Source organism: Candidatus Poriferisodalis sp. (genome assembly GCF_965208895.1).
Lineage (GTDB): Bacteria > Actinomycetota > Acidimicrobiia > Acidimicrobiales > Poriferisodalaceae > Poriferisodalis.
In genome coordinates, this window is sequence record NZ_OZ242363.1 from 1776844 (window position 1) to 1802985 (window position 26142).

Sequence of the window (26142 nt, forward strand, 5' to 3'; positions counted from 1 at the left end):
TCTCGGCGACCGGGCCCGCCGCGGCCTACTGTGGCCCGATGGCAGGAGCACCCGAAGCCGGCGAGCCGAGCCTGACGTCTGGCGATACCGCTGCGTCCGGCGCTGTATCTCATGACGCCGGCCCATCCGGCGCTGCATTGGTCGAGCACTTTTCCCCGGCGCCAACCGAGGGCTTGCGGATTGCGCCCTTCCTGGACGCGATCGAGGCACAGGCCCCCACGGCAGACCGGACCCGGTCGGTCTCATCCGAGGTCATCGAGGCCATCCGTGGCACCGACTTCATGCGCATGTCAGCGACCCGCAACATCGGAGGCGTCGAGGAGACGATGCTCCACATGGGCCGCGAGCTCGAAGCCGTCGCGGCCCGCTGCCCCAGCCTGGCGTGGTGCCTGTGGAACCACCTGTGCGTCTTCCACCTGTTCGTCGGATCGGTGGGCCCCGACCAGCAGGATTTCCTGACCCACATCGTGACCAACGGCCAATGGGTGTCGTTCCCCGGCGGTGCTCGCAGCTCGGTGTACGGCCGCATCGAAGGCGATCAGGCAATCCTGAACGGCACTGGCCGATGGGGCACCGGTGCCCGCTACGCCGACTACTGCGGGGTTGCCTTCGCCATCACCGGCGACGACGGCAAGCCGGTCCGCCGTCCTGCGCCGCATGGAGCGGCGAAATCAAGCTTGGACATCCGCTTCACCATCCTGCCGACCACGACCGAGGGCGTGAAGATCGACCCGTCGTGGGACGGCGCCGGGCTGCGGGCATCGGCCACCGACGACGTCCACTACACCGACGTGCCCGTCAAGCTCAGCAACTGCGTGGCGTGGTTCGGGGCCAACCGTGCTGAGTCGCTGCGCACCGTGCCGGTGGTGGATCACCGCTACCGCGAGGACTGGGTGGGCATTTCAGACTTGTGGCTCTCGTTCATGGCGGTGGGCCTCGTCCGCCGGGCGCTCGCCGAGGCGGCTGACGCCGCCGGCGGCCGGCGCGTGATCATCGGCGGCAAGATGGTCGAACGGCCCACGGTGCAGGTCAACTTCGGCCGGGCGGCATCGCTGCTGGCCGCTGCGGCCGCCGCCACCGAAGCTGCGTGCAGCGAGGTGGACCGTCGTATCGCCGCCGGGATCGTGCCCGACGAAGCCGACTACCTCCGGCAGATGGCGGTGACAACGATGGCAGTCGAGCAGCTCGACGAGGCCATGTCGCTGCTGCATCGCACCCAAGGCGGCACTGCGCTGCGAGAAGGCGGCGCCTTCGACCGGCGTTACCGAGACTTCCGGGCGATGCCGGTGCACATCAACGTGCACCAAGACCGGGTGACCCACCAACTCGGCCGCCACCTTCTCGGCCTGGAACTCAACCCGTTCTGATCCGCACGCGCAGCGGCAAGAGCCCTTCCGCCCCGCGTGCCCAAGCATCACATCAACAGTCCCCAGGCATCGGCCGCTTGACACAGCTGATCAGACGACTGGTCGGGTGTCCTGGCCCCCGTGCACCGTTGGCTCACAGCACCATTGGTAACGAAGCGTGTCGAATGGCTCAAGGTAGGAGTCCGGTACGCCCAAGACTTCGAAGAGCACAGCGCGGTCCAGATCCCCACGGACGACGTCACGGTAAGCCTCGTTCGCCGGAAGAAACTCCCTCAGGCGGAAGCGGCTGAATATCTCCTCGCATTCAGCCATCTGAGATGCATCGAGCTGGCGCACATCGAGGACAGGTATCTCACCCACGCGACCGATCGACAGGTTGGCACGCCCGTTCTGTTGGCGAGAAGAAACCCACCACCGTGCGAGCAACCCCAACGTGGTGTTGCACCAGAGAAGCAAGGGCACATTCCAGATCGAGGACTCGGCATGGAAGCTCGGCCATGCACGGCCACCGATGCACCGCGGAGACCAGCATGCACCCAGCCGCTGGCTGTTGAGCTGAAACTCCAGGTTCATATGCAAGCGCGATGCCGCTTGGTCCCAAACGCGCCGCGCGTCTTCGTCGCTCGCATCAGGTGCCAGTTCACCGAGGCTGTCTGGCAGCACTTCCAATCGGCTCTCCCTGCCGGAAGCCGTCGAGTGAGCCCACAGCACCGGATACGAAGCCCCTCTCCAAGAGTCGCCTTGGAATTGAGCCATGCGTATACGAAATGGTGCTCCATATGCGCCCGTGCCTCGCTCCAAGGCCGCCACTGAACGGGGCCGGACCCCAATCGCCGCGTTGCCCGGGCCGACCTGCCCGAGCGCGCCAAGACGCACAATCGGAATCTGCCGCTCGGGGACGCGAGCCAGCCGCAGAGCACCCTGGGCCAACGCTGCCGCACTCAGAGCGACGTCAAAGGCGCTGACTTGACCGTATCCGCCGTCGGACATCTCGCCTCGGAACCAAACTCCGATGCGATCATCCCCGATGTGCAGGTCTCCGTAAGCGGCATCGGCCTGGCGGGCGGCTTCGATGTTCCGAGCCAATTCCACTGCCTGAGCGTGATTGTCCGGCCTGTCCAGCAGTGCCACCCAGCACACCGAATCAACTCGTGCCGGCGCTTCGTCCTGTTCGCCATTGGACCGGGTCTCGGACGGGCTCAGGCGAGGGAGCAATCGGCGTGTAGCAATCACCAAGACCTCGGCCATCGCCGTGTCGTCGGAGAATGCCCTGTCAGTCGATCCATGCGCCGCCAGCGAGACCACCAGAATGCTCTCGTAGCTGTCCCTCAGGAGCGCCCGCGCCTTCCGCCATGCGCTCGTGGTGCAGAATGTCGCCGGCAAGACGAACGCAATCGTCCCGCCCGGCCTGACCTTGACGTGGGCGAGATCGAGAAAGTAGCTGGCAAGGCCGGCGTGGCCGTGACCTGCAGACTTGCCCCGGCCTCGGTACAAGGCGATATTCGTGAGCCGCTCGCTCATCGCCGTCTGCTCAGCCTCGGAATTGCCGAAGCCGGCAAACGCCGGCCGCGGAACGCCGACTCGTTCGCCTTCCTGACCGACGGTGCGCACGTAGGGCGGATTCATGATGACGATGTCGGCGGCGCCATGGGCGAGAACAAAACGATGCTCGCTGTCGTCTGTTGGCCGCTCCCCGGTGCCAGCAGCAACCGAGCGGCCGGTGCCGAACAGCGAGGTGGCTTCGACGTCGTCAATCAACTCCAATGAGCCAATCGAGGTCACCGTCAGGTTGTTCGCCTCTGGTCCGGCGGCTGTCGTCAAGCCGTAGGGCATGAGGTGGATGTTCGTGTCCCCGAACGGCACAGAAGGATGCACTGCGGACAGCATCGACGCTGTCACGTGCACAGCAGCAGGCATGATGTCGGCCCCAACAAACACACGTTCCATGCAAGCCGGGTGCAATATGGCATCATTGATGCCTGCTTGTCTGCAGCGCGAGGCGACGTGGCCATAAGCCGCAGAAAGCAATGCCCCGGTGCCGCACGCCAGATCGGCGATCCGCAGTGCCCGGACCTCTTCCTGGTCGCCGAAATCACACGCGAGTCGACTGACGGCCAATTCTGCGAGAAGTGAGGCAGACGACGGCCGCGTGTAGAACGTGGCCAAGAACTTGCGGTCGGCGATCAGGCGCCCGAATATCTGTCCTGTCATGTCCTGCGTGGTGGCGATGCCAAGACCGACCAGTTCGTCGGCGACGCCTGCGAGCCGCTCGAGCACGCGACGGCCCACATCCGCCGGAAGCGGCAGCAATACCCGGTTGGCGATCTCAAATATCGGCCAATAGTTGATCTTCAAGATCGCCCGCCACGCGGCGTGAAGGTCGGCGGGCAGGAGCGCTCCGCCGTTACGCAATTGTTCGATGCTCGGAACTCCCTCGTGCATCGGTGCGATGGCATTATGAAAGGTCAGAGCATTGGTGACAATCGTCATCGCCATGCGAAGGGTTTGCTCTGTGTTCTCCTGATGCAGGGCGCTGCAGACGGCCCTCAGCGCAGCCGAGCGTTCGCCAGTGATCTCCGACTGAACCAAGCCCGCCGCATGGGACACGCCAGCCTCGAACGCACGCAGCGCGAGAGCCATTTGGCGCTCGGAGACGGCAATGCACTCGATCAACCGCGCGAGCGCCCCGATATCCCCGCTGATCCAGCCATTTCCGGGAAAGCGGCTCGGGTCTCCGCCTTCGGTCAGCGAGAGAATGCAGTACTCCAGCGGTGCAGCATCGAGTGCCTCACTGAGTTCGGCCTGCGGCACGCTCGCGAGACTCGGCGGCAGACGAACGGCGACGGCCTGTTCGATGGGATCGCCGGTCGCGGCCAATTCCATTCCGAGACGCTGGGAGGCGTCCAGCTCTACCTCACGCGCGGGCGCGTACTCGGTCTCGACAATGACGGGCATGCCGCCTGACATCCGCACCACAATGTCGGGTGCGGCAGCTGCGGCATCGGCGAGCACTCTCGTCGATTCAGCCTCGGCTGTCCACTTTGGATGCATTCGGTCGAGCGCGGTCGCAAGCCGATCGTTGACTGTCACCTCCCGCGTTCGCGCTGCTCGGTTCATTCTTGAACGTCTCCTGCCCAAACGCTGACAGCCTTTGCTGGATTGACCAACTCGGACTCACGTCGATGCCGCGACCCTAAACCCCAGATGTCACAAGCTCTGGCATCGGCAGGCGGTGGCTGCGGCCTCAGACGAGCAGGATTAGGCTCAGCTCGTCCGCTCGCAAGCATGTGTCGCGGGCGTGAGCGGAGAGGGAGAACATGCGCTCAAGAACTCTGACACGAATCACAGCAGCGCTCCTCGGCGTGGCACTGCTCGCTGCTGCCTGCGGCGGTGACGACGACACCGATGCCGCTGCGACGACGGAGGTGCCCGCGGCAACCACTGAGGCGGCCGAGCCCGAGCCTGCCGTCGAGGACGACGAGATGGACGTGATGTCCACCGCGGACATCACGGCTGCATTCGTGCTCGTCGGACCCGTCGGCGATGCCGGCTGGAACTGGGCCCACGACCAAGGCCGAATCTTTGCCGAGGCGCAGACGGGGGCGAGGACGCTGTTCGTGGAGAGCGTGCCCGAGAACTCTGAAGCCTTCAAGGAAGTCGCCGTCGATTTCATCGAGAACGAAGGCGCGGACATCATCTTCGGCACATCGTTCGGCTACATGGACCCGATGCTGGAGCTGGCCGACGAGTATCCCGATGTCGTGTTCGAGCACGCCTCGGGCTACAAGATGAACGACACCAACTTCGGCAACTTCTTCGGCCGTATCTACCAGCCTCGTTACCTGTCGGGCATGGCAGCAGGCGCCATGACCGAGACCGGTCAGATCGGCTACGTCGCCGCGTTCCCGATTCCCGAGGTGATCCGCGGCATCAATGCGTTCACCTTGGGCGCGCGCGAGGTCAACCCCAGCGCTGAGGTCCATGTCAACTGGACCTTCACCTGGTTCGATCCGGCGATCGAGGGCGACACCGCCAGCGCGCTGCTCGAAGCCGGCGCCGATGTCATCGCCATGCATCAGGACTCGCCGCAGGCAGGAGTCGCCGCGCAGGACGCAGGGGCGCGCTGGGTCGCCTACAACTCCGACATGCGCGACTTCGCGCCGGAGGCCTTCGTCACCGCCCCGATCTGGCACTGGGGCCCGCGCTACGCAGCGACGATCGAGGCTGTCGCATCGGGCACCTATTCGCCGGGGGCGTACTGGGGCGGCATGGAAGACGGCATCGTCCAGCTCGCTGAGCTGTCCGCGGATGTGCCCGGCGATGTCACCGACCGCATTGGCGAATTCGCCGATCTGATCCGCACCGGCACTTGGGACGTGTTCACCGGCCCGATCAATGACCAGGACGGCACTGAGCGTGTCGCTGCCGGCGAGACCATGGAGGACGGGCCAATGCTGGGCATGGACTGGTTCGTCGAAGGCGTCGTGGGTGACGCCAGCCCCTGATCGGACTGATCGAAGAGCGCTGAAGCCGCCGTCGTCAACGGGGGACGCTGAGGTGTCCCCCGTTGACGACGGCGGTCGCGTCGTCGTCGATCTGCGCGGCATCCGCAAGGAGTTCCCCGGGGTCGTTGCCTGCGACGGCGCGAATCTCACCGTCCGGGCAGGCACCATTCATGCCCTGCTGGGCGAGAATGGCGCCGGCAAGACGTCGCTCGTCAATGTGCTCTGCGGCGCCTACCTGCCTGACGCCGGCGAGATCTGGGTGCACGGCTCACAGCGCCAGTTCCATTCCCCGGCCGACGCCATCGCCGCAGGCATCGGCATGGTGCACCAAGAATTCCGACTGGTGCCGACGCTCACCGTTGCGGAGAACGTGGTGCTGGGCTCGGCGCCTCGCTACCTCGACATGGGCCAGATCGTCGAGCGGGTGGCCCACCTGGCAGCCTCGTTCTCCCTCGACACCGACCCGACCCGACCTGTGTGGCAGCTCTCCGTGGGCGAGCGCCAGCGTGTCGAGATTCTCAAGGCCCTGTGGCGCGACGCCGATGTACTGGTGCTGGACGAGCCCACGGCTGTGCTGACACCCGCCGAGGCAGCCGACCTGGGACTCGCCTTACGTGCGATGGCCGAGCAGGGGCGCTCTGTCATCTACATCAGCCACAAGCTCGACGAAGTGCTGGCAGTCTGCGACGAGGCCACCGTGCTGCGCGGCGGCGTCACCGTCGCACAGCCGACCAGTCTCGCCGGCGTCGAGCGATCGGATTTGGCCGAGATGATGGTCGGCGAGGCGGCAGTGCACGTGCAGCGACCCGCAGCACGGACCCGCGGTGACCTCGTGCTCGCCCTGGAAGGCGTTTGTGCGCTGAGCGACCGGGGCCTGCCGGCGTTGCACTCGGTCGACCTCGACCTGCACGCAGGCGAGATCGTGGGAGTGGCGGGGGTCTCGGGCAACGGCCAGAAGGAGCTGGCCGAGACCATCGCCGGGCTGCGTCCCGTCACCTCGGGGGCGGTACGGCTGCTGGGCGCCGACGTTGCCGACGAGTCGCCGCGAACCCGCTCGCGCGGGGGGCTGGCCTACGTGCCCGAGGATCGCCTCGGCGTTGGCCTGGCGCCCCATATGTCCGTCGTCGACAACTCCGTGGTGCGTGCCTACCCGGCCTTGCGTCGTGGGGTCATGCTGGACCTGCGGCGCTGCGAAGAGTTCTGCGAGAACCTCGTCGAGCGATTCGGCGTCCGGGTGGGACGCCTGCACGAGGACGTGAGCGCTCTGTCGGGCGGCAACCTCCAGCGCCTGCTGCTAGGTCGTGAACTGACCGGCGAGCCGAAGGTGCTCGTGGCAGCCCAGCCCACTCGCGGTCTTGACGTGGCCGGCATCGCCGCCATCCAGGAACAGATCGTCGCGCAGCGCAGCGCTGGCGTAAGCGTGCTGCTCATCTCGGAGGACCTTGACGAGCTGCTCGCGCTGTCTGACCGGTTGGTCGTGATGTACGGAGGGCGCATCGCGGCGCGTCTCGACCCGAGGACCACGACCCGAGCCGAGGTAGGCACTGCGATGGCCGGAGGCGGCAGCACATGACCGATCCGACCCACGCCCCGCTGCACACCGTGGCCCGCGGCAGGGCCCGTTGGCACCGTGGAGTCGTGCGTCCGGTGCTGCAGCGGCGCACCAGAGTTGCCCCCGGCGCGCAGGCCATCGCCTTCGTCGTGGGCATCGCGCTGGCCCTGATTGCGGGGGCGCTCTTGTTGTGGGCCTCGGGCAACGACACGTTCGCTGTCTATGGACGCATGGCTGATTCCTCGCTCGGCGGCTTCGACGCCATCTCGCGAACGTTGCTGCGCGCCACCCCACTGGCAATCGCCGGGCTGGCAGTGGCGGTGGCCGGCTCGATGGGGCTGTGGAACATCGGCGCCGAAGGCCAGATGATGGCCGGCGCCACAGCAGCGGCAGGCCTCGCCATGGTGGCGGGAGACCTCGCTGGGCCGATGCTCATCGTGGCGATGCTCATCGCGGGTGCAGTGGGCGGAGTCGTGCTGATCGTCGGACCCGCACTGGCCCGTGCTTACCTCGGCGTGAGCGAGATCATCACCACGCTGATGCTGGTCGAAGTTGCGATCCGGATCGTGGAATGGCTCAAGGTGGGACCTTGGAAAGATCCCGAGTCGCTCGGCTTCCCCCAGATCGCGCCGTTGCCGGACCAAGCCTCGCTGCCGGGCCTCTTCGGCCATGTCCACATCGGGGTGCTGCTCGCCGCAGCACTGCTCGCGGCATTCTGGATGGCAGTCGGGCGCACCGCATGGGGCTACGAGCTGCGCCTGGCGGGTTCATCACCAGCCACCGCGCGCTACGTCGGCATCTCGCTGCAGCGCAAGGTCCTGGCCGCGCTGCTGATATCGGGCGCACTGGCCGGTCTGGCAGGGGCGATCGAGCTGAGCGGCACGGCCACCCGTCTCGAACCGGGACTGTCCAGCGGCTACGGATTCGCCGGCATCATCGTTGCGGCGCTCGCGCTGATGCGGCCGGCCGGCGTTGCAGTAGTGGCGTTCGTGTTCGGAGCGGTGCTGCGAGGCGGCCAGGCCATCCAGACGCTCGGTGTCACCAGCTCCATCGCCACCATCCTGCAAGCCATGATCCTCATCGGCGCACTGGTGGCCGCCGTTCTGCTCAACTACCGCATCCGATGGGTGCGGCCCGTCGGCCACGAATCCGAGCCGACCTCACCGCCTGCTGTGCCGGCACCGGGCAGAGCCCCTTCCTCGAGCGGCTCGTCGGCGCCGGAAGCATCCGATGTCTGAGGAAGCCATCGTCGGGTTGCTCGTGGCGACCGTGCAGTTCGCCACGCTCGTGTACCTCGCCGGGCTGGGCGAGCTCATTGCCGAACGCTCCGGTGTGCTGAACCTCGGTGTCGAGGGAATGATGGCGATGGGCGCCGTCAGCGGGTTCATGATGGCACTCGCCACCGGACGGCCCTGGATCGGCTTCGCGTTCGCTGCGCTGGTTGGCATGGCGGTCGCAGGCGTCCATGCCGTGGTGAGCGTGGTGATGGGCGCCGGCCAAGTGGTGTCCGGCCTCGCCATCACCATCGGAGGCCTCGGATTCGCCGCCTTCATCGGGCAGGATGCGGTGCGCGAGCGTGCCGATGCCGTGTTCACCGATCTCGGCATCGCAGGCCTTGCCGACATCCGCTGGGTCGGCCCGATCTTGTTCAACCAGCCGCCGGTGGTGTACCTCGCAGGCTTCCTGGGCATCGCGGCCTGGTTTGTGCTGAACAGAACCAGGCTCGGCCTCGCGCTGCGCGCAGTAGGGGAATCTGCCTCCACGACGGACTCAGTGGGCCATTCGGTGACGCTCCTGCGCTCGGGGGCTGTGCTGGTCGGGGGCGCCCTCGCCGGAGCCGCCGGCGCATTCCTGTCGCTCTATATGGCCGCTGGCTGGACCGAAGGCCTCATCGCCGGCCGCGGCTGGATCGCCGTAGCACTGGTCATCTTCGGGGCGTGGCGGCCTGGACGCCTGGCCGCCGGCTCATTGCTGTTCGGCTTCACGCTGGCTCTGCAGCCCAGGGTGCAGACCTTCGATCTCTCCATCTTCGGATTCGAGGTCAACAGGATCTCTCCGGCGCTGCTCGGCATCCTGCCGTTCCTGCTGACCGTCGTGGTGCTCATCGCGATCAGCTTCCGGGCGCGGCACCGACCCAGTCCCGCCCCTGCGGCGCTCACACTTCCGTACCGCCGCGAGGAGCGCTGACGGCACGGGCCTGTGCTCGCCGAAGCGCCCGCGAGCGCCTACGCCCAGTAGGTTTCGACGGGTGACAGACGGCCATGCCCACGAAGCCCTGCCTGACGGCACGAAGCTGCAGATCCGCTTGCCGCCAGAGCTCGAAGCCGGTGTGTGGTCCAACTTCGCCGTGGTGCGCCACTCGCCCTATGAGTTCACGCTCGACTTCATCAGGCTGGACTTCAGCGGCAAGCAATCACCGCGTCGGGGCGTCGTCGTGCAGCGGGTCAACATGTCGCCGCAGTTCGTGGAACAACTCATCAGCGCACTGACCGACAACATGTCCAAGTTCGCCTCGAACCTCGCTCCGTCCAGCTTGGAAACGCTGAACCAGCCACAGGACGACCCAGACGACTGATCGCGCTCAGCGATGTGACGAGCGTTGGCGGCCCTTGGACCTCGATCGATTGTTGTTGCTTCGACGGTGCCGCGATCGGTGCTTGGCCGCCTGGGGCGTTGCCGCAGGGCGTTCGTCGGCCGCGCGCTTCGCTGGCGGACGCTCGAGCGTGCGACGTCGCGTCTGCGGGCGTGAGGGCTGCCGGATCGCAGCGACGTCGGCGTCGGTGATGGGCTGTTCCAATCCCATCTTGCGTTGCATGGACCTGAGCTCTTTGACCTGCTCGGGCTGAACAAGCGAGACCACCACCCCGCCTTGGCCGGCACGGGCAGTGCGGCCTGACCGGTGAAGGTAGGTCTTATGGTCGGCAGCGATGTCGTAGTGGACGACGGCGCCGACGCCTTCGACATGAATGCCTCGCGCAGCAACGTCAGTCGCGACCAGCGCCTGCACCTCGCCGGCGGCGAACTCGGCCAGCGCTCTCGTGCGCTGGGGTTGGCTGCGCCCGCCGTGAAGCGCTGCCGCTGCGATGCCCCGGCTCTTCAGCTGCTTGGCCACGCGGTCGCAGCCGTGCCGGGTCCGGCAGAACACGACCGTCGAACCTGCAGCATCGACCGCTTCGGCGCAGATTTCGGTTCGATCAGTCTTGGCCACGCTCCAGAACACGTGGTCGGCAGCCCTGATATCGGGAGTCTCGTCGCCGACCTCGTGGCGCACGGGATCGCGCTGATAATCGCGCGTCAGTGTTGCCACGTCTCCGTCGAGCGTTGCGGAGAACAGCATGGTCTGGCGCTCGGCTGCGGTCTGGTCGAGCAGGCGCCTGACGGCCGGGATGAATCCCATGTCGGCCATGCGGTCGGCTTCGTCGATCACGACCTTGTCGACAGCGGACAGGTCGGCCTCACCCTGGGAGATCAAATCCTCAAGGCGACCAGGGCACGCCACGAGAATGTCGACCCCGCGGCGCAACGACCCGATCTGAGCGCCGTAGCCCACGCCGCCGTAGGCGACGCCGACGCGGCGCTTGCCTGCAAACGTTCGCAGCTCTGTCTTGATCTGATCGGCGAGTTCGCGGGTCGGCGCAAGCACGAGTACCCGCGGCTTGTGCGGCTCGGCATTGCCGACGCCGGCCACGAGCGGAATCCCGAAAGCCAGCGTCTTGCCGGATCCGGTGGGGGCGCGGCCGCAGACGTCGCGTCCGTCCAAGGCATCGGCCACGGTTGCCGCCTGGATGGCGAATGGCTGGCTGATGCCTCGTTGAGCGAGCGCGCTGACGATGAAGTCGGGCGCGCCCAGCTGGGCAAAGGTGGGGGGCATGTGTCTCCTCGCGCGTGACGCGCGGGCTTCTGAGGGTTCGGTTGCGCCTCAACAGGGGAGGAAGAGGTCGGAGGTAACAGGGTTTGGTCCACGTCGACAGGAAGAACCAAGACCAGCCTGCGAACCCGTCGGCCGAACATGTCGGCCCGACGCCGGGAAGGGTACCGGCGCGCGCTGCTCAATGCTCACAGAGCACTCTGCAGCCGATCAGCCCCAGATGTGTTGAAGACGCAGACGGCGTGAGACGCCGCCGGGGCTCAGACGGGCTTGACGTTCTGCGCTTCGTCGCCCTTGCGGCCGGGTCCGATGTCGAACTCGACCTCCTGCCCTGCTTCCAGCGTCCGGTAGTTCTCACCGACGATGTTGGAGAAGTGGACGAAGACGTCATCGGCGCCTTCACGGGAGATAAAGCCGAAGCCCTTCTCGTTGTTGAAGAACTTCACTGTTCCGCGCATGTTATGCCTCTCAAAGACCGGCTTGTCCGACCGAAGACCGCAAGGGTACGGCGCGAAGGCCGCGTTCAGACCCGCGCCTGCGCGCCTGGCACGAATTCGGCCAAGAACTTGAGCGTCGACTCGACGAAGATGTCGTTGCGATCGCCGGCCACCATGTGCGCGGCACCGCCCACATTGGCGTAATGCGCATGGGGTACCGCCTCGAGAAATGACTGGGCGCCCTCTTGCGAGAGCACATCGCTCAGACCGCCTCGAACCAGCAGCGTCGGCAGCGTGAGGTTCTCCGCGGCGGCCTGCTGGCGCGGGATGCGCTCGGCGAAGCTGCGCGGACGGTGCATGAACGCAGGGTCCCAGTGCCAGCGGTAGCGGCCGTCGGGCCAGAGGCGAACGTTCTTTGCCAGTCCGTCGAGATTGCGCGGCCGGGGCCGGTGCGGCTGGTAGTTCGCGATCGCCTCGGCAACCTCTTCGAGCGATGCGAACCCGTCGGCGCCTTGGGCCATGAAATCGCGAATCTTGCGCACACCGGCCGCCTCGATCTGCGGCGCGGTGTCCACAAGCACGAGCGCGAGTGCGTCCACGGCACCCTCGCCGACCGCAGTCAGCGAGGTTCCCCCGCCCATCGAGGCACCGACCAGCACTGGCCGTTCACCGAAGTGCTCCACAATCGCCACCAAGTCGGCCACCGACGCCTCGGTCGTGTAGTCGCCGTCGGGCGCCCAGTCCGAGTCGCCATGGCCCCGGGCGTCAAGGCACACGGCCCGGTAGCCGCCGTCGGCGAGGGCCTGGCCCGCTCCCTTCCATGCGTGACGGGTTTGGCCGCCGCCGTGCTGCAGCAGGACCAGCGGGCCGTCGTCGCCGTAGACATCGGCGGCGACCTTGACGCCCCCCGACGCTTCGATCATCAGGTCAGGGATGAGCGTGTCGGTGATGCGCTCGCCGTGCTCGGACGGATGGGAGTACACATCGGCGCCGGCCGGCTCAGAGGGCACGAAGTCGGGGGCGTCGGCATCGGCCGGGTCGAACAGGGGTCGACCGTGCCCACCGGATGGTTGCTGTTTCATCGCCTGCCTTTCGTTCGCTGAGTCACCACGCGCAGCATCGCCGGCTGGCTCAGCCGCCGGTGCCGAGGCTGGCTAGGTGGTCCGAGCGCGGCCGTCGGTCTTGGCTGCGGCCTGATCTCGGCGCCGGGCTTCGCCCGCGGCAGCCAGCGCCGCCCGGTTCGAGTCATCGACGCGCATGAAGTGATCGCGCCAGCCGTCATTGTTGTCGGCTTCCCACACGTAGGGCGTCTGCACCGTCGTGCGCGGCAGCCAGGCGCGCTCGAGCAGGTCGAGCCCAGTACCCACGATGTCGCGTTGCATCGCCGCATCGCCGGGCTTGCCGGTGGGGTTGCCGAGCGGGAAGTCGGTGAACACGAAGCGCGCCACGCCGCATTCCTCCACGATGTCGCGGGCGCTGCCGGCGACCACGGTCGGGATGCCGGCTTCCTCGAGGTGTCGCGCGACCAGACCCACGGTCTGGTGGCAGACAGGTCAGAGTGGAATCAGGAACGCCACGTCGACGCCGTCTTCGCGCATCCACTCTTCGATGCTCGGCGAGTCGTTGCGCTGAGTGCGACGGTGGCTGTAGTCGGTGGGAATGCCGTAGAAGCGTTCCGACACCGCACCGATCCGGCCCTCAGCGGCAAACTCACGCAGCCGGTTGATGGGCAGGTAGGTGTCGAGGTCTTCGGTGTGGGTGTTGTCCTTGTCCCAGAAGAGATCGTTGTTGTACAGGCCCTCGAGCGCGTCGTCACAGCGGGCCGCATAGGGCCGCTTGGGACGCGCGGCAGGCACTCCAGCCGGCTCGCTGCCGGCGCGGAAGAACGACGTCGTGACCAGACCGACTGTGCATTCCGACAGCGGCTTGGACAGAGGGGTGAACGCCACCTCGTGGTTGTACGCCCACTGGTACGGCTGCGGGTAGCCGTGCGCCCCGTAGTACTCGCGCGACTTGTCGATGTAGCTCAAGTACGACCGGTGCGCCCGCCGCCCGTCCGACTTGCGCCCATTGCCCTGGCGACCGTTCGTTTGCGGCCCGGAGCGTTCTGTCACAGCCATCGTGTCTCCCTTGCCTGCAGCCGGGCTCGGAACAGCCAGACTGCCACGGTCCGGTCCGCAGACCGGCGCCACAGACTGTACGCGCCCGGCCCTGCTGGATGCCCGGTGCCGCACTGACGAGCCGCTCGGGTAGGTGAGCCTCTCGGGGATGAACCCCTTGTTTCCCGCTCTTGTTCGCTGCGCTCACGGGCCGCTCGGGCCACGGTTTCGCCTCTTAGCCTGAGCGTCGTGACAGGCGCCGACACGAGAGAGCCGAGCGAGAACCCGCCGGGCAGCGAAGGCTCGGCGTGGGGTGCGGGAGGACTGACGCTGGGAGGCAACCTCGCCGATGCGGTGCAACAGCCGCCGACGGTGTACGCCGCGGTCGGAGGGCGGCGGTTCTTTGACGATCTGGTGGACCGGTTCTATGACGCAGTCGAATCGGACCCGCTGCTGCGACCGATGTACCCCGGCGACCTGACGCCTTCCCGGCAGCGTCTGGCCGGCTTCCTGGCCCAGTACTGGGGCGGTCCCGCCGATTACAGCGCCGAGCGCGGCCATCCGCGCCTGCGCATGCGGCACATGCCGTTCGCGATCGGCCCAGCACAACGCGATGCCTGGATGCGCCACATGGTCGCCTCGCTCGCGGCGGCAACGCTGCCCGATGGATCACCGCTCGACCCCGACATCGCTCAGGCCATGTTCGCCCACTTCGACAACGCCGCCACCCACCTCATCAACCAGCGCTCCTGAACTGATCCCTGATGTAGTCAGCCGGCTCGCGCAACAGCCTGCCGACATCCGGTGTGTGATTCGGGGCCAGCCCCCGGATGGCTGCGAATAGCCAGAGCGATACAAGGGTCGCGGCAACTCCAACGAGCAGCGTCAAGGAGTTCTCGACGCCACCTCGACGCTCACTACTTGGATACCGTCGCTGGCGAGCCTCGCGATAGACAAGTCCGGGCGATGCGATGAGACCGAGGAGTGCAACGGCGAGAACGCTGGCAGCCAACTCTCACCCGCGCCGGGACCGTGGTGGCGGGGGCGGCGGCCTCTTTGAAGGCGCCGGCATCTTTGCCATCGGCACCTTCTTGGAACCCCGATCGACTTGCGATCGCCTGCCGTCTCGTGCGGCCTTCGTTGGACGTGATTTGCCACCTGACATCGCGCCTCCTGCTACCTCAGATCCTCATGGTCCACGGTAGTGGCTTGGTTTCGTACGTTGGAAGCGATTATTCGAAGCCTCGCCCAAGGGGACTCGTCGTCAGACTTGGCGGCTTGCGCTCGCTTCGCGCGGACACCACGTGTAGCGGTTGGGTGTCGTTGCGTGCCGCGGGAGTGCTTGCGGGGTAGAACGTCGGGCGATGGCTGACACGACCAAGCAGCGGGCGCGGCTGATGTGGGAGTGCGTGGAGCGCTACCACCAGCTCTGCTACTGGGCGCCCGAAGTGCGCGAAACGGGCACCTCGGCGGGACTGCGCGGCTTCTGGATGAACTACTTCGCAACCCGGTCAGCGCCCTTGGGACCCGTGCCAGCGCGCGTCGTGGAGTCGCTGTTCTTCTATTACGCACCTGCGCGGGTTCGGCGGGCGATCCCGGATGCCTGGACGTACTCGACTCCGGAGAAAGTGCTGGCAGCGCGCTACCAGGGCATGGACCGGGCACTGCTGCGAGAACTCGGCGACTTCGGCGGCAGCGACGCTATTCGCCGCTGCGCCGAGGTCGTGCGGGCTGCATGCGATGCCGCCGACCCCGTCGGCCGCACGCTGTTCGCCGGCTGGGCATCGCTGGACTGGCCCGACGAGCCTCACCTGGCGCTGTGGCATGGCTGCACGCTGCTGCGGGAATACCGCAGCGGATGCCACTTGATCGCTCTGGCAGCGGTTGGCCTGGACGGCTGCGAATCGGTGGTCTCCCAGGTCGCCGTCGACGAAGCGCCCCGCGAGTGGATTCACGAAGAAGCCGGCTGGTCAGAAACTGAAGCCGCGGCCGCATCCGAGCGGCTCCGGCAACGGGGCTGGATCGATGCCGAGGGGCGGGCCACCAATGCAGGCTTCGCCGGGCGAGCCGAGATCGAGGCGATGACGGATCGGCTCGACGGCGCGCACTGGGCTGCGATCGGCGACGAGGCGGCGGATCGGCTGCTGGTCGACATGGCCCCGCTCAACGTCGTGCTGCCCAAAGACGACCAGATCGACTGGCGAGAGCTGTACCCCGCCAACAAGTGACGGCATCTGCAAGGCTGCGGCCCATGAGCGAGCAACTGCCCGGGCACGTTGACGACCCGGTGATGTCCCACAGCGAGTCAGTCGATATCGACGCCCCACCGCACAAGGTGTGGGAGATGGTGACGGCGCTGGATCGCTACGGCGAGTGGAGCAACGAGAACACCGGCGGGTACTGGCGCAAGGGTCCTGACGGCGTGCCCGGCACCGGGCAGGTCGGCGACATGTTCGTCGGCGTCAACCGGCTCGACGGCGAGGAGTGGAAGGCCCCGGTCGAGATCATCCGACGCGTCGAGAACGAAGACTTCGCCTTCGTGACGGGCGGCCTGGAATACAACATCGTCCTGTGGCGCTACCAGCTCGCGCCCAACGGCGACGGCACCACGTTGACGGAAACCTGGACGCTGCGCAAGCTGTCGCCGCGCATGGTCGAGTTCGGTCAGAAGGAACTCGATTACCGGGCCGGCAACGCTCGGGCGGGCATCCGCGCCACGCTCGCAGCGATGAAGGCGGCCGCAGAAGTGTAAGAGGACGCGCGGATGGGTGAGGCTTCCCGTCGACGCACTTGTTGTTTCCCGCTCCTGTTCGCTGCCGCTCACGGGCCGCTCGGGCCACGGCTTCGCCTGCCGGCTCAGCCTCCTAACCCGCGATGCCGACCATCTGTGTCGTGGCCCACATGTTCACCAGGCGGGAAAAGTCGACGTACTCGCTGAAGCCGTCCTCGGTGATCGTGGCCCTGTAGTCGTCCCAGCCCTCGGGACCGCTGAAGTACAGCTCGGCCATGCCGATGTAGGCCTCGTTTGCGGGATCTTGACTGTGGTTCACTACGTAGCGCAGACCGCCGATCTCATTCATGACATTCCGCACGTTGGGCGCATGTGCGTCCAGCCAGTGCCGGAATGCGGCGTCATAATCCACGCCGTCGCGGCCGGGAACCAGGAACGACACCTTGAAGAATCCCGATCGTGTCGCCGGAAACGGTTCGTTCAGCGTGTTCGGCGCGAGGGGCAGCTCGCCGTCGATCACCACATATTCGGTGGTCGCCCACCCCACGTACGGCTCGGCCTTTTGCTGGAACGTGTCGGCAGGCACGGTGCCGTGGGGCTCGGGCGGATTCGGGATTGCCCGGTCGAACCAGAGTTGCGCCATGCCGTCCCACGGCACGTCCCGGCCGGGCCGCTGGTCGAACAGCGTCGCGATGTACTTCGTCGCGTGGACTCTGCCCTCTGCGCCCGCCTGCGCCTGTCCGGCGATCACGGCGGGCATGTGGTTCTTGTACCAATTGGCCACCAGCTCGTCGCGGGTGGCGTCGGCTCGGCGCTTGATGAGAAAGATCATCTTGGCGCCGGGTGTCGCTGCGATTTCGTCTGACATGAATGCCTCCTTGGCGACCACGACCTATGTGCGTGGGCAACCTGTTCCCGCCGAAAATCCGCTTGGCGGGATTGCTGCCCAAATCTAGGTTGGCGCTCGGTGCGACGGTCCGCATCCTTCAACACTTCAGACGCGGCGTGCGGGCCGTCGCACTCGTGAGCGCTCAACAGCAACCTAGAGCGAGACCGCAGAAGCTGTCAACGAAGTTCGGCTGCGACCGCTTCGACGAGGCGGACGTAGTCCTCGGGCCGGTTGTAGAGGTGAGCCGAGATTCGCAGGACTCGGTCGGGCGGCGCAGGCCAGGTGAACACCGGCAGCTCGATGCCGTGCCGCTCCCGCAGCGCCGCCATCAGCGGGTCGAAGATCGCCGAGCCCGAATGGTCGGCAGGCGGCAGCGGCACGCTCGCAATTGCGCCGATCATGTCGGCCGGCGCCGGCGGGTCGATGCCGAGCGCCTCGATGAGCACGTCGCGGCCCCCGAGACACAGCCCGCGGATCGCAGCCTTCACTCCCGGCCAGCCGTCAGGGTGCATGGCCTCGACTGCTGCGAGCGCATCGGCCACGGTCAACCAGGCGGTCGGGTCGTGGGTGCCGGTCCAGTCGAACTGCGCGTGCAGGTGACCGCCTTGCGACGGCCAGCCGCCGTTGTAACCATGGCTGACGACTGCGTGGTGCATGTCGTCGCGCCGGTCGGATCGCACCCACAAGAACGCGGCGCCCTTGGCCGAACACATCCACTTGTGGCAGTTGGCCGTGACGTAGGAGGCGCCGAGTTCCGTCACGTCGAAATCGACCATGCCGGGTGCGTGCGCTGCGTCCACGAGCACCCGCACGTCGGGTTCCAGCTGGGCCACCAGCTCGTCCACTGGCATGACGAGGCCCGTCGCCGAGGTGACCGCGTCGATCAGCAGAATGCGCGTGCGGTCGGTGACAGCGCCGAGCACAGCATCGACCACCTCGCTGCGATTCTCGAGCGGGAACGGCACTGCCGCCGTGGTGACCACGGCACCCGCCCGGGAAGCGGTGACGGCCGCAGCGTTGGCACATGCGTTGTACTCGTGATCGGTCACGAGAATCTCGTCGCCGGGCATCAAGCTCGGCTCCAGGGAGCGGAGCACCGAGTTCACGCCCGTAGTGGCGTTCGTGACGAACACGAGTCCCGCTGGATCAGCACCGACGAACTGCGCCACCGCCTGTCGCGAGCAGTCCAGGCGCTCCTGGTACTCGCCTTCGAGGAAGAACCGAGTCGGATTGGCCTCGATGCGCTCGCGGATGCGTTGCTGAGCGTCCAGCACGACAGCAGGAGTTGCGCCGAACGAGCCGTGATTGAGATGCAGCACGTCGGGGTCCAACAGCCACGCAGTCACGAACAGCACTTCTCCCTGATCGTCGATCCCGCCGACGGCGGGCCAGCAGCCTCGCAGTCAGGGACAGCACGCTACGGGCGCGGGGGGCATGACTGCGGCCATACCGGTGTGATCCGGCCAGCCTGAGCCGCGACGCGCCGTCGGTGCAGTCGCCAGCCTGCTTGCGAGCATGCCGTCCCCGACTCGCGCGATGTACTCCACGAGTGCCATCACGCTCTCTGGTTTCGGAAATCGCAATGAGATTATTTCGGAGATTGCAACAATATGGCTTCAGGTTTTGCAATTTCGCCGCTGCCTGACATCGATACTCGCACTGATGCGCCGCGCTTCGTGGGCGGCGATCTGCGGAGGTGCTGCTACGGCGTACCCCGCTTGTAACTCGCCATCTCGGGAGTCTTCCCTATCGCGTCACAGATAGTCTCCAAATTGCTGCATAGAATACCTCTAGAACGCGCTACAAAATATCTCTAAACTGTTTGTTAGCGTCGGCTGAGGTCTCCTAGAAGCCGTTCGTTCCCACGCAGAGGCAGGCCAGATGGGCAGTTCCGATGACATCGTCCCGGGCCGTGGCGCTGCCGATGCGATTGGAGATGAGCCGGACCGGCTCACGATGCCGGGTTACCGGACCCGCGTGGTGGAGGCCGAAGTCGGCCGTGCTTTGAGTCGGGTAGGCGCTGTGCTGATCGATGGCGCCCGAGCGTGCGGCAAGACGTGGACTGCCCGCCGGTTCGCCCGCAGCGAAGCCCGCTTGGATGATCCGGCCACGCTGCTGCTCGCCGAGAATGCCCCCGACGCGGTGCTCGCGGGGCGGGTGCCGCGGTTGCTCGACGAATGGCAGCACGCGCCCGCGCTGTGGAACCGCGTGCGGCGGGAATGCGACGACCGCGTTGGGGCGGGCCAGTTCATCCTCACCGGCTCGGCGCTGCCGACCGACGACATCACGCGCCACTCGGGCATGGGCCGAATCGGTCGCGTGCGCATGCGTCCGATGTCGCTGTACGAAGCGGGGCACTCGTCGGGCGAGGTCTCTGTAGGCGCGCTGTTCGCCGGCGAGACCGCAGCGGCGATGCCGCGTGCCGATGCGGACCTCACCGCCGTGGCTTCGTGGCTCTGCATGGGAGGGTGGCCTGCCAATCTCGGAGCGACCGGCGACGACGCGGCTCGAACGCTCGGTGACTACATCAACGAGGCAGTCCGCGTGGAGGTATTCGAGGCGATCGGCGTCCGCCATCAGCCCGAAGCCTTGATGCGCCTCATGCGTTCGATCGCCCGCAGCGTGGCCGGCGAAGCGAAGATCACACGCTTGGCCGCCGACACAGGCAGGGAGGCCCCCATGACTCGCGGCACTGCTTCGGCATATCTCGACGCCCTGCAGCGCATCTTCGTTGTGGAGCCACAGCCGGCTTGGTCTGTGGAATTGCGCTCCCGGGCCACACTGCGCAATGCTCCCAAACTGCACTTCGTAGATCCGTCCCTGGCAGTGTCGGCTCTGGGCGCCAGTCCCCGGCGGCTGCTGGGCGATCCCGCGACGTTCGGCTTGCTGTTCGAGTCGTTGGTGGTACGCGACCTACGCGTCTACAGCGGGGCTCAGCGCTGTGAGGTGTACCACTACCGCGACAACGTCGGCCTTGAAGCCGATGCAGTAATCGAACGTCCCGATGGTGCCTGGGTCGCAGTCGAAGTCAAGCTCAGCGCCTCACAGCGCGCTGTCGATGCGGCAGCGCGTTCTCTCCTGCGTCTGCGAGACAAAGTGGCACCGCGGCGCGTAAAGGACTTGGCCGCGCTGTTGGTCGTGACCTCTGTAGGCGCCGCCTACCGTCGCAGCGACGGCGTGCAAGTGGCACCGATCAGCGCCCTCGGTCCCTGAGCGGCGGCACTTCGAGAACCGACGAGACCCTCAGAGTCGGGTTGGCCTCGATGCGGGTGCGGATGCGCTGGGAACTCGGGGATCCTTGACGGTGCGGCTAAGCCTGAATCCACCGATGGGACTGTCATATTTCTTGTGTATCCGGTCGTGGTGGTGTTCAACGGTCGCCTCTCCGGCAGTGCTGTGCCGTCAGGCGCCCTGTCGAACACGCTCGCGCAATGGCGCACTCCGAGGTTGGCAATCGCACCGCGACGCTGTTGTATTCCATTTGCGTTATATGCCAAGATAGTCATACGTTGCTCCGGTGCCTTGGGAGGTCGAGTTCACGGATGAGTTCGAAACTTGGTGGAACACGCTCGCAGAGACTGTTCAGGATGCGGTTGCCGCCAGGGTCAAACTGCTCGAGGCCCACGGCCCTCAGCTGCCCTTCCCCTACTCGTCGGATGTGCGCAGCTCACGTCATGGGGCGATGCGCGAACTCAGGGTGCAGAGCGCTGGTCGGCCGATACGGATCTTCTACGCCTTTGATCCGCGACGCATGTCGATCCTCCTGCTCGGAGGCGACAAGTCCGGCGACGGCCGGTTCTACGAGACCTTGGTGCCGTTGGCGGATCGTCTCTACGACGCACACCTGCACGAGCTACGCCAGGAAGGGCTGATCGAATGACGGGGCACAGACCATTCCGGGAGCTCACCGAGCACTTCTCGCGCGAACGGCGCGACCGCATCGAGAAGCTCAGCCGAGAGCTGGCCGCCGAGATGCCCTTGCACGAGCTTCGTCGGGCCCGTTCGCTGACGCAGCAGGACGTGGCCGAGGTACTGGATGTCCAGCAGCCTGCTGTGGCGAAGCTGGAGCGTCGCGCCGACATCTACGTCTCGAGTCTCCGTTCCTACATCGAGGCCGTCGGCGGCCGGCTGCGCATCGTCGCCGAGTTCCCCGACGGCGACGTGTCCATCACGAGCTTCTCCGAACAAGGCGAGGGCGACCGACCTCTCCAGGCGTGACATCACCGCACAGGCACAAGCGCGATGCCGAACTAGCTGCTATCGGCTGCGGTGCCGACGAGTTCTTGGCGATCTGCGGCGCTCATGACCGAATCCCTTGGAGGCTGAGCCGATAGGCGAAGCCGTGGCCCGAGCGGCCCGTGAGCGACAGCGAACAAGAGCGGGAAACAACAGGTGCGACAACCGAAAGATTCATCTATTGGCGCTTCCTCTTATGAGCGCCGCAGATCGTTCTGAATCAGGCGAGTCGGACTCATGCGCTGCTGCTGCTGCATCTACGTGAATGGGGACTGGAATCAGGCGCGAACATGATGTCTGAACGCGGGAGGTTGTCATGAAGAAGCTCTTGGTGGCCAACCGGGGCGAGATCGCGATTCGCGCGTTCCGGGCGGCGACCCAGCTCGGCATCCGGACCGTTGCGATTCTGCCTGTCGAGGAGGAACGCAGCGGGGCCTTGCACCGAATCAAGGCCGACGAGGCATACGTCATCGGCGAAGAAGGTCGGCCGGTTCGGGCCTACCTGGACCACGAGGCCATCGTGGCCACAGCGGTCGAGGTCGGTGCCGACGCGATCTATCCCGGCTACGGATTCCTGTCCGAGAGCCCCGCTCTTGCCGATGCGTGCGCCGCGGCGGGCGTCACCTTCGTAGGGCCGAGCGCAGAGGTCTTGCGACTGACCGGCAACAAGATGCGGGCACGCCGGGCAGCCGAAGAGGCTGGCTTGCCGGTGCTGACGCAGTCGGCACCCGTAGACGATGGCGCTGCGCAGGCCGACATCGTGGCTGCCGCAGCCGAGATCGGCTTTCCGCTGTTCGTGAAGGCGGCGTCGGGCGGCGGCGGCCGGGGCATGCGTCGAGTGGAGCGCCCCGATGACCTGTCCGAAGCGGTCGAAGCCGCGCGCCGAGAGGCCCACAGCGCCTTCGGCGACGGCACGGTGTTCTTGGAAGAAGCCATGTCTGATGTGCGCCACATCGAAGCACAGGTCCTCGCCGATGCCGGCGGCCATGTGGTGCATCTCTTCGAGCGGGACTGCTCGGTGCAGCGGCGCTTTCAGAAGGTGGTCGAGATGGCGCCTGCGCGTGATCTGGACCCGGTCACGCGGCAGCGCCTGCTGGCCGATGCAGTGCGCTTCGCACAAGGGATCGGCTACGAGAACGCAGGCACGGTGGAGTTCTTGGTGGAAACCGCAGCGCATGGCACAACAGTCGGCACTCGACACAGCGAACGGGCATCACGCGAAGACAGCAGGGCCGAGGTCGCGCGCCGTCACGTCTTCATCGAGATGAACCCGCGCATCCAGGTCGAGCACACGGTGACCGAGGAGGTCACCGACATCGATCTCGTGGAGTCGCAATTGCGCATCGCCTCGGGCGCCACCCTCGCCGATCTCGGCCTCAGCCAAGAGCGCATCAGCCTGCGCGGCGTCGCCATGCAGTGCCGCGTCACCGCCGAGAACCCGGCCAACGATTTCCGGCCGGACACCGGCCGCATCGTCGCCTACCGTCCCGCCAGCGGCGCCGGGGTGCGCCTCGACGGATGCGTGTACCAGGGCGTCGAGATCACGCCGCACTTCGACTCGATGATCGAGAAGATCACCTGCCGGGGCCCCGATTTCGACACCGTGGTCCGTCGCATGCAGCGCACGCTGGCCGAATACCGGGTGCGAGGCGTCTCGACGAACCAGCCGTACCTCCAAGCGATCCTGGCCGACTCGCAATTCCGGGCCGGCCCGGTGACGACCACATTCATCGACGATCGACCGGAGTTGACCGCGGCCTCGGTCGGTGCCGACCGCGCCACCCGGCTGCTGCGCTACCTGGCCGACGTGACCGTCCACCAGCCTCACGGTCCCGCACCTACCGACGTCGATCCCGCCACCAAGCTGGGGGTCACGCCGCGCACACCGCCGGCGGGGTCCCGCCAGCGCCTCGACGAACTCGGACCGGCGGGCTTTGCAGCCGATCTGCGAGCGGCCGACGCCGTGGCAGTTACCGACACCACGCTGCGCGATGCCCACCAGTCCATCCTGGCCACCCGCCTGCGCACCATCGACCTGGTCGCCGGCGCCCGCCAGATGGCCCACGACATGGCCCAGCTGCTCAGCATCGAGTGCTGGGGCGGCGCCACGTTCGACGTGGCACTGCGGTTCCTGCATGAGGACCCGTGGGAGCGGCTGAGGCGGATCCGCGCCGCGGTGCCCAACATCTGCACACAGATGCTGCTGCGAGGTCGCAACACGGTGGGCTACTCGCCGTACCCCGACACGGTGGCCCATGAGTTCGTGGCTGAAGCAGCTGCGTGCGGCATGGACATTTTCCGGGTGTTCGATGCGTTCAACTCCATCGACCAGATGCAACCCGCGATCGAAGCCGTGATCGACGCGGGAGCGGTCGCCGAAGGCACGATCTGCTATTCGGGCAATCTGACAAGCCCGGAGGAGGACCTGTACACGCTCGACTACTACTTGGAGGTGGCCGAACAGCTCGACGGTGCGGGGGCGCACATCCTGTGCATCAAGGACATGGCGGGGCTGCTGCGCCCGCCGGCTGCGACGACGCTGGTGAGCGCGCTGCGCGACCGATTTCCCCAGCCGGTGCACCTGCACACGCACGACACGGGAGGCGGTCAGCTCGCGACGTACCTCGCAGCAATCGAATCCGGGGTCGATGCCATCGACGGCGCTGCGCCGCCGCTGTCGGGCATGACCTCCCAGCCGTCGATTGCGTCGATCGTGGCGATGACCGACAACACTGAGCGTGCGACCGGCCTCAGCCTCGATGCCATCGGCGACATGGAGCCCTACTGGGAAGCAGTTCGCCGGGTGTACGCGCCGTTCGAAGCCGGCCTGCCATCGCCGACGGGCACCGTGTACCGCCACGAGATTCCCGGCGGGCAGCTGTCCAACCTGCGAGCGCAGGCAAAGGCGCTCGGCATCGGTCACCGGTTCGAGGAAGTGGAACGGCTCTACGCAGCGTGCAACGAACTGCTGGGACGTCCGATCAAGGTCACGCCGTCATCGAAGGTTGTCGGCGATCTGGCACTGCACATGGTGGCCTCGGGCGTCACCCCCGACGAGTTGGCGGCCGATCCCGCCGCGGCCGACCTGCCCGACAGCGTCATCGGGTTCCTGCACGGCGAGCTCGGCACACCGCCCGGCGGCTGGGTCGAGCCGTTCCGCTCCAGAGCCACCGAAGGCCGTGACTGGGAACCGAAGACCTCCGATCTCAGCGACGACGACATCGCCGGATTGGCCGGCGATCGTGCGGGCACGCTGAACCGGTTGCTCTTCCCCACGCCGTCGGCAGCGCAGGCTGAGAACTCCGAACGCTACGGCGACCTCTCGGTGCTGCCGTCGCTGCTGTTCTGGTACGGGCTGGATCCTCACGCCGACGACACTGCGGTCGCGCTCGGCCCAGGTGTGCGGCTGCTGCTCGGGCTGCGGTCCATCAGCGAACCCAACGACGAGGGCATTCGCATGGTCAGCTTCCGTGTGAACGGTCAACCCCGGGATATCGACACGCTGGATCGCACGGTGGCCGCCGACAGCCCAACTCATGCTCGAGCCGACTCGAGCGTTCCCGGCCACGTCGCAGCGCCGTTCCGGGGCTCGGTCAATGTGTCTGTAGCCGAGGGCGATCTGGTGAGCACCGGCGAGGTGATCGCGGTGATCGAGGCCATGAAGATGGAGTCTTCGATCTCGGCGCCGGTGACCGGCACCGTCGTCGCGATCGCAGCAGCGCCTGGCGCCTTGCTCGAACCCGGCGATCTGATCGCCGAGATCCGCCCCGCGGGCCGCTCAGGCAGCCCCGAGACCGAGCACGACACCTGAGGCTGAGGCTGCGCCGAGCGCAGGACCGGACCGTAACCCCCTGGCTGGGAGCCCCGGCGACACCAACAGTGACACTCGGCATATTTGTGTTCGTGGGACAGATCGTTCTTGCGCTGGCGGCTCGATGCTCCCGCGACCCGTTCTTGACTGGCCACCGGCGCACATTGTCCAGCCTCTCGGGGCGCAGGTATTCTCGGCTCATGGCCGCTCCGGACCTTGCTGCCGCGCGTCGTGCGGCTGACGAGCTGGTGCGCGCCGGCGCGGGCCGGGTGCTGCTGTTCGGGTCGGTGGCACGCGGCGACGCCGGACACCACGCCGGGATCGACTGGGACAAGGAGATCGGATTGCCTGCAGATCCCACTGCCGAGCTTGCCAGCCGATTCGAGGAGATGTACGACGCCGCGGGGCGGCAGGCTCATAGCGCACGCGGACGCCGGCAGCCAGTCCGCCAGCATCCGCGCGGAAGGTCCCACCGGCTTGCCCAACTCGCCGCCCGGCACAAGACACGTGTGCTTGTGGTGAGCCCAGGCTCGAGAGCACGGTCCGGTGTCGTCGAGCTTCTGCCTCCGTTCGGCGCACGCTCGGGCTATTCTCTCAGGCGAGTACAGCGACGCGAAGCGGCGTCAACGATTTGAGGAGGGCGAACA

23 protein-coding genes are annotated in these 26142 nt (G+C 66.7%); 14 read left to right on the forward strand and 9 right to left on the reverse strand.

Annotation, left to right across the window (positions count from 1 at the left end):
• Window positions 1-38 precede the first annotated feature (38 nt).
• Window positions 39-1367, forward strand: a complete 1329-nt coding sequence (locus ACOGJB_RS07975) for an acyl-CoA dehydrogenase family protein (RefSeq protein ID WP_419840280.1) — start codon at window positions 39-41, stop codon at window positions 1365-1367.
• 90 nt (window positions 1368-1457) lie between these two features.
• Here the strand turns inward: ACOGJB_RS07975 and ACOGJB_RS07980 are convergent, their stop codons facing one another.
• Complete coding sequence (locus tag ACOGJB_RS07980; RefSeq protein ID WP_419840281.1) at window positions 1458-4457, reverse strand: hypothetical protein; 3000 nt, start codon at window positions 4455-4457, stop codon at window positions 1458-1460.
• A gap of 227 nt (window positions 4458-4684) precedes the next feature.
• On the opposite strand from ACOGJB_RS07980, the gene ACOGJB_RS07985 reads away from it, so the two are divergent.
• From ACOGJB_RS07985 to ACOGJB_RS08005, 5 genes are all read left to right on the forward strand, one after another.
• A complete protein-coding gene (locus tag ACOGJB_RS07985) occupies window positions 4685-5872 on the forward strand; it encodes a BMP family ABC transporter substrate-binding protein (protein WP_419840282.1) in 1188 nt (395 codons plus the stop codon).
• Window positions 5873-5924: 52 nt separating this feature from the next.
• Window positions 5925-7445: an ABC transporter ATP-binding protein gene (locus tag ACOGJB_RS07990; protein ID WP_419840283.1), complete on the forward strand. Its 1521-nt coding sequence runs from the start codon at window positions 5925-5927 to the stop codon at window positions 7443-7445.
• Entirely contained in the window at window positions 7442-8662 is a 1221-nt protein-coding gene (locus tag ACOGJB_RS07995; protein WP_419840284.1) for an ABC transporter permease, read from the forward strand. Before ACOGJB_RS07990 ends, ACOGJB_RS07995 begins: the two co-directional genes overlap by 4 nt.
• Window positions 8655-9611: an ABC transporter permease gene (locus ACOGJB_RS08000; RefSeq protein ID WP_419840285.1), complete on the forward strand. Its 957-nt coding sequence runs from the start codon at window positions 8655-8657 to the stop codon at window positions 9609-9611. Before ACOGJB_RS07995 ends, ACOGJB_RS08000 begins: the two co-directional genes overlap by 8 nt.
• Before the next feature lie 61 nt (window positions 9612-9672).
• On the forward strand, window positions 9673-9999 hold the full coding sequence (locus tag ACOGJB_RS08005) for a DUF3467 domain-containing protein (protein WP_419840286.1): 327 nt from the start codon (window positions 9673-9675) through the stop codon (window positions 9997-9999).
• Window positions 10000-10005: 6 nt separating this feature from the next.
• Here ACOGJB_RS08005 and ACOGJB_RS08010 read toward each other — a convergent pair whose 3' ends face one another.
• The 5 genes from ACOGJB_RS08010 to ACOGJB_RS08030 form a co-directional block, all read right to left on the reverse strand.
• Entirely contained in the window at window positions 10006-11295 is a 1290-nt protein-coding gene (locus tag ACOGJB_RS08010; protein ID WP_419840287.1) for a DEAD/DEAH box helicase, read from the reverse strand.
• Window positions 11296-11552: 257 nt separating this feature from the next.
• Window positions 11553-11750 (reverse strand): cold-shock protein, encoded by a 198-nt coding sequence (locus ACOGJB_RS08015; protein WP_323671260.1) that lies wholly within the window; start codon window positions 11748-11750, stop codon window positions 11553-11555.
• 65 nt (window positions 11751-11815) lie between these two features.
• Window positions 11816-12811 (reverse strand): alpha/beta fold hydrolase, encoded by a 996-nt coding sequence (locus ACOGJB_RS08020; protein ID WP_419840288.1) that lies wholly within the window; start codon window positions 12809-12811, stop codon window positions 11816-11818.
• Window positions 12812-12883: 72 nt separating this feature from the next.
• The gene (locus ACOGJB_RS08025; protein WP_419840289.1) at window positions 12884-13264 is read right to left on the reverse strand and encodes a hypothetical protein; all 381 of its coding nucleotides are present in this window, start codon (window positions 13262-13264) and stop codon (window positions 12884-12886) included.
• Window positions 13265-13282: 18 nt separating this feature from the next.
• Window positions 13283-13849, reverse strand: coding sequence for a hypothetical protein (locus tag ACOGJB_RS08030; RefSeq protein ID WP_419840290.1), 567 nt, complete (start codon window positions 13847-13849; stop codon window positions 13283-13285).
• 303 nt (window positions 13850-14152) lie between these two features.
• On the opposite strand from ACOGJB_RS08030, the gene ACOGJB_RS08035 reads away from it, so the two are divergent.
• On the forward strand, window positions 14153-14581 hold the full coding sequence (locus ACOGJB_RS08035; RefSeq protein ID WP_419840699.1) for a globin: 429 nt from the start codon (window positions 14153-14155) through the stop codon (window positions 14579-14581).
• On the opposite strand, the gene ACOGJB_RS08040 is transcribed toward ACOGJB_RS08035, so the two are convergent.
• Window positions 14565-14840 (reverse strand): DUF6338 family protein, encoded by a 276-nt coding sequence (locus tag ACOGJB_RS08040; protein WP_419840291.1) that lies wholly within the window; start codon window positions 14838-14840, stop codon window positions 14565-14567. The genes ACOGJB_RS08035 and ACOGJB_RS08040 overlap by 17 nt on opposite strands.
• 352 nt (window positions 14841-15192) lie before the next feature.
• Here ACOGJB_RS08040 and ACOGJB_RS08045 point away from each other — a divergent pair, with 352 nt between their 5' ends.
• Together ACOGJB_RS08045 and ACOGJB_RS08050 are read left to right on the forward strand one after the other, a co-directional pair.
• A complete protein-coding gene (locus ACOGJB_RS08045; RefSeq protein WP_419840292.1) occupies window positions 15193-16056 on the forward strand; it encodes an SCO6745 family protein in 864 nt (287 codons plus the stop codon).
• 23 nt (window positions 16057-16079) lie between these two features.
• Window positions 16080-16580, forward strand: coding sequence for an SRPBCC family protein (locus tag ACOGJB_RS08050; protein WP_419840293.1), 501 nt, complete (start codon window positions 16080-16082; stop codon window positions 16578-16580).
• 112 nt (window positions 16581-16692) lie between these two features.
• On the opposite strand, the gene ACOGJB_RS08055 is transcribed toward ACOGJB_RS08050, so the two are convergent.
• Window positions 16693-17427 (reverse strand): EthD domain-containing protein, encoded by a 735-nt coding sequence (locus ACOGJB_RS08055; protein WP_419840294.1) that lies wholly within the window; start codon window positions 17425-17427, stop codon window positions 16693-16695.
• 197 nt (window positions 17428-17624) lie between these two features.
• Window positions 17625-18794, reverse strand: coding sequence for an aminotransferase class V-fold PLP-dependent enzyme (locus ACOGJB_RS08060; protein ID WP_419840295.1), 1170 nt, complete (start codon window positions 18792-18794; stop codon window positions 17625-17627).
• Window positions 18795-19329: 535 nt separating this feature from the next.
• Here ACOGJB_RS08060 and ACOGJB_RS08065 point away from each other — a divergent pair.
• The 5 genes from ACOGJB_RS08065 (at window position 19330) to ACOGJB_RS08085 (ending at window position 26130) form a co-directional block, all read left to right on the forward strand.
• Window positions 19330-20661 carry an ATP-binding protein gene (locus tag ACOGJB_RS08065; RefSeq protein ID WP_419840296.1) on the forward strand — a complete coding sequence of 444 codons (1332 nt, stop codon included), beginning with the start codon at window positions 19330-19332 and terminating at the stop codon, window positions 20659-20661.
• Between the two features lie 304 nt (window positions 20662-20965).
• Window positions 20966-21328, forward strand: coding sequence for a type II toxin-antitoxin system RelE/ParE family toxin (locus ACOGJB_RS08070; RefSeq protein WP_419840297.1), 363 nt, complete (start codon window positions 20966-20968; stop codon window positions 21326-21328).
• Complete coding sequence (locus ACOGJB_RS08075) at window positions 21325-21666, forward strand: XRE family transcriptional regulator (RefSeq protein WP_419840298.1); 342 nt, start codon at window positions 21325-21327, stop codon at window positions 21664-21666. Before ACOGJB_RS08070 ends, ACOGJB_RS08075 begins: the two co-directional genes overlap by 4 nt.
• A 334-nt stretch (window positions 21667-22000) precedes the next feature.
• On the forward strand, window positions 22001-25495 hold the full coding sequence (locus ACOGJB_RS08080; RefSeq protein ID WP_419840299.1) for a pyruvate carboxylase: 3495 nt from the start codon (window positions 22001-22003) through the stop codon (window positions 25493-25495).
• A 200-nt stretch (window positions 25496-25695) separates the two neighbouring features.
• Window positions 25696-26130, forward strand: a complete 435-nt coding sequence (locus ACOGJB_RS08085; protein ID WP_419840300.1) for a hypothetical protein — start codon at window positions 25696-25698, stop codon at window positions 26128-26130.
• Window positions 26131-26142 lie beyond the last annotated feature (12 nt).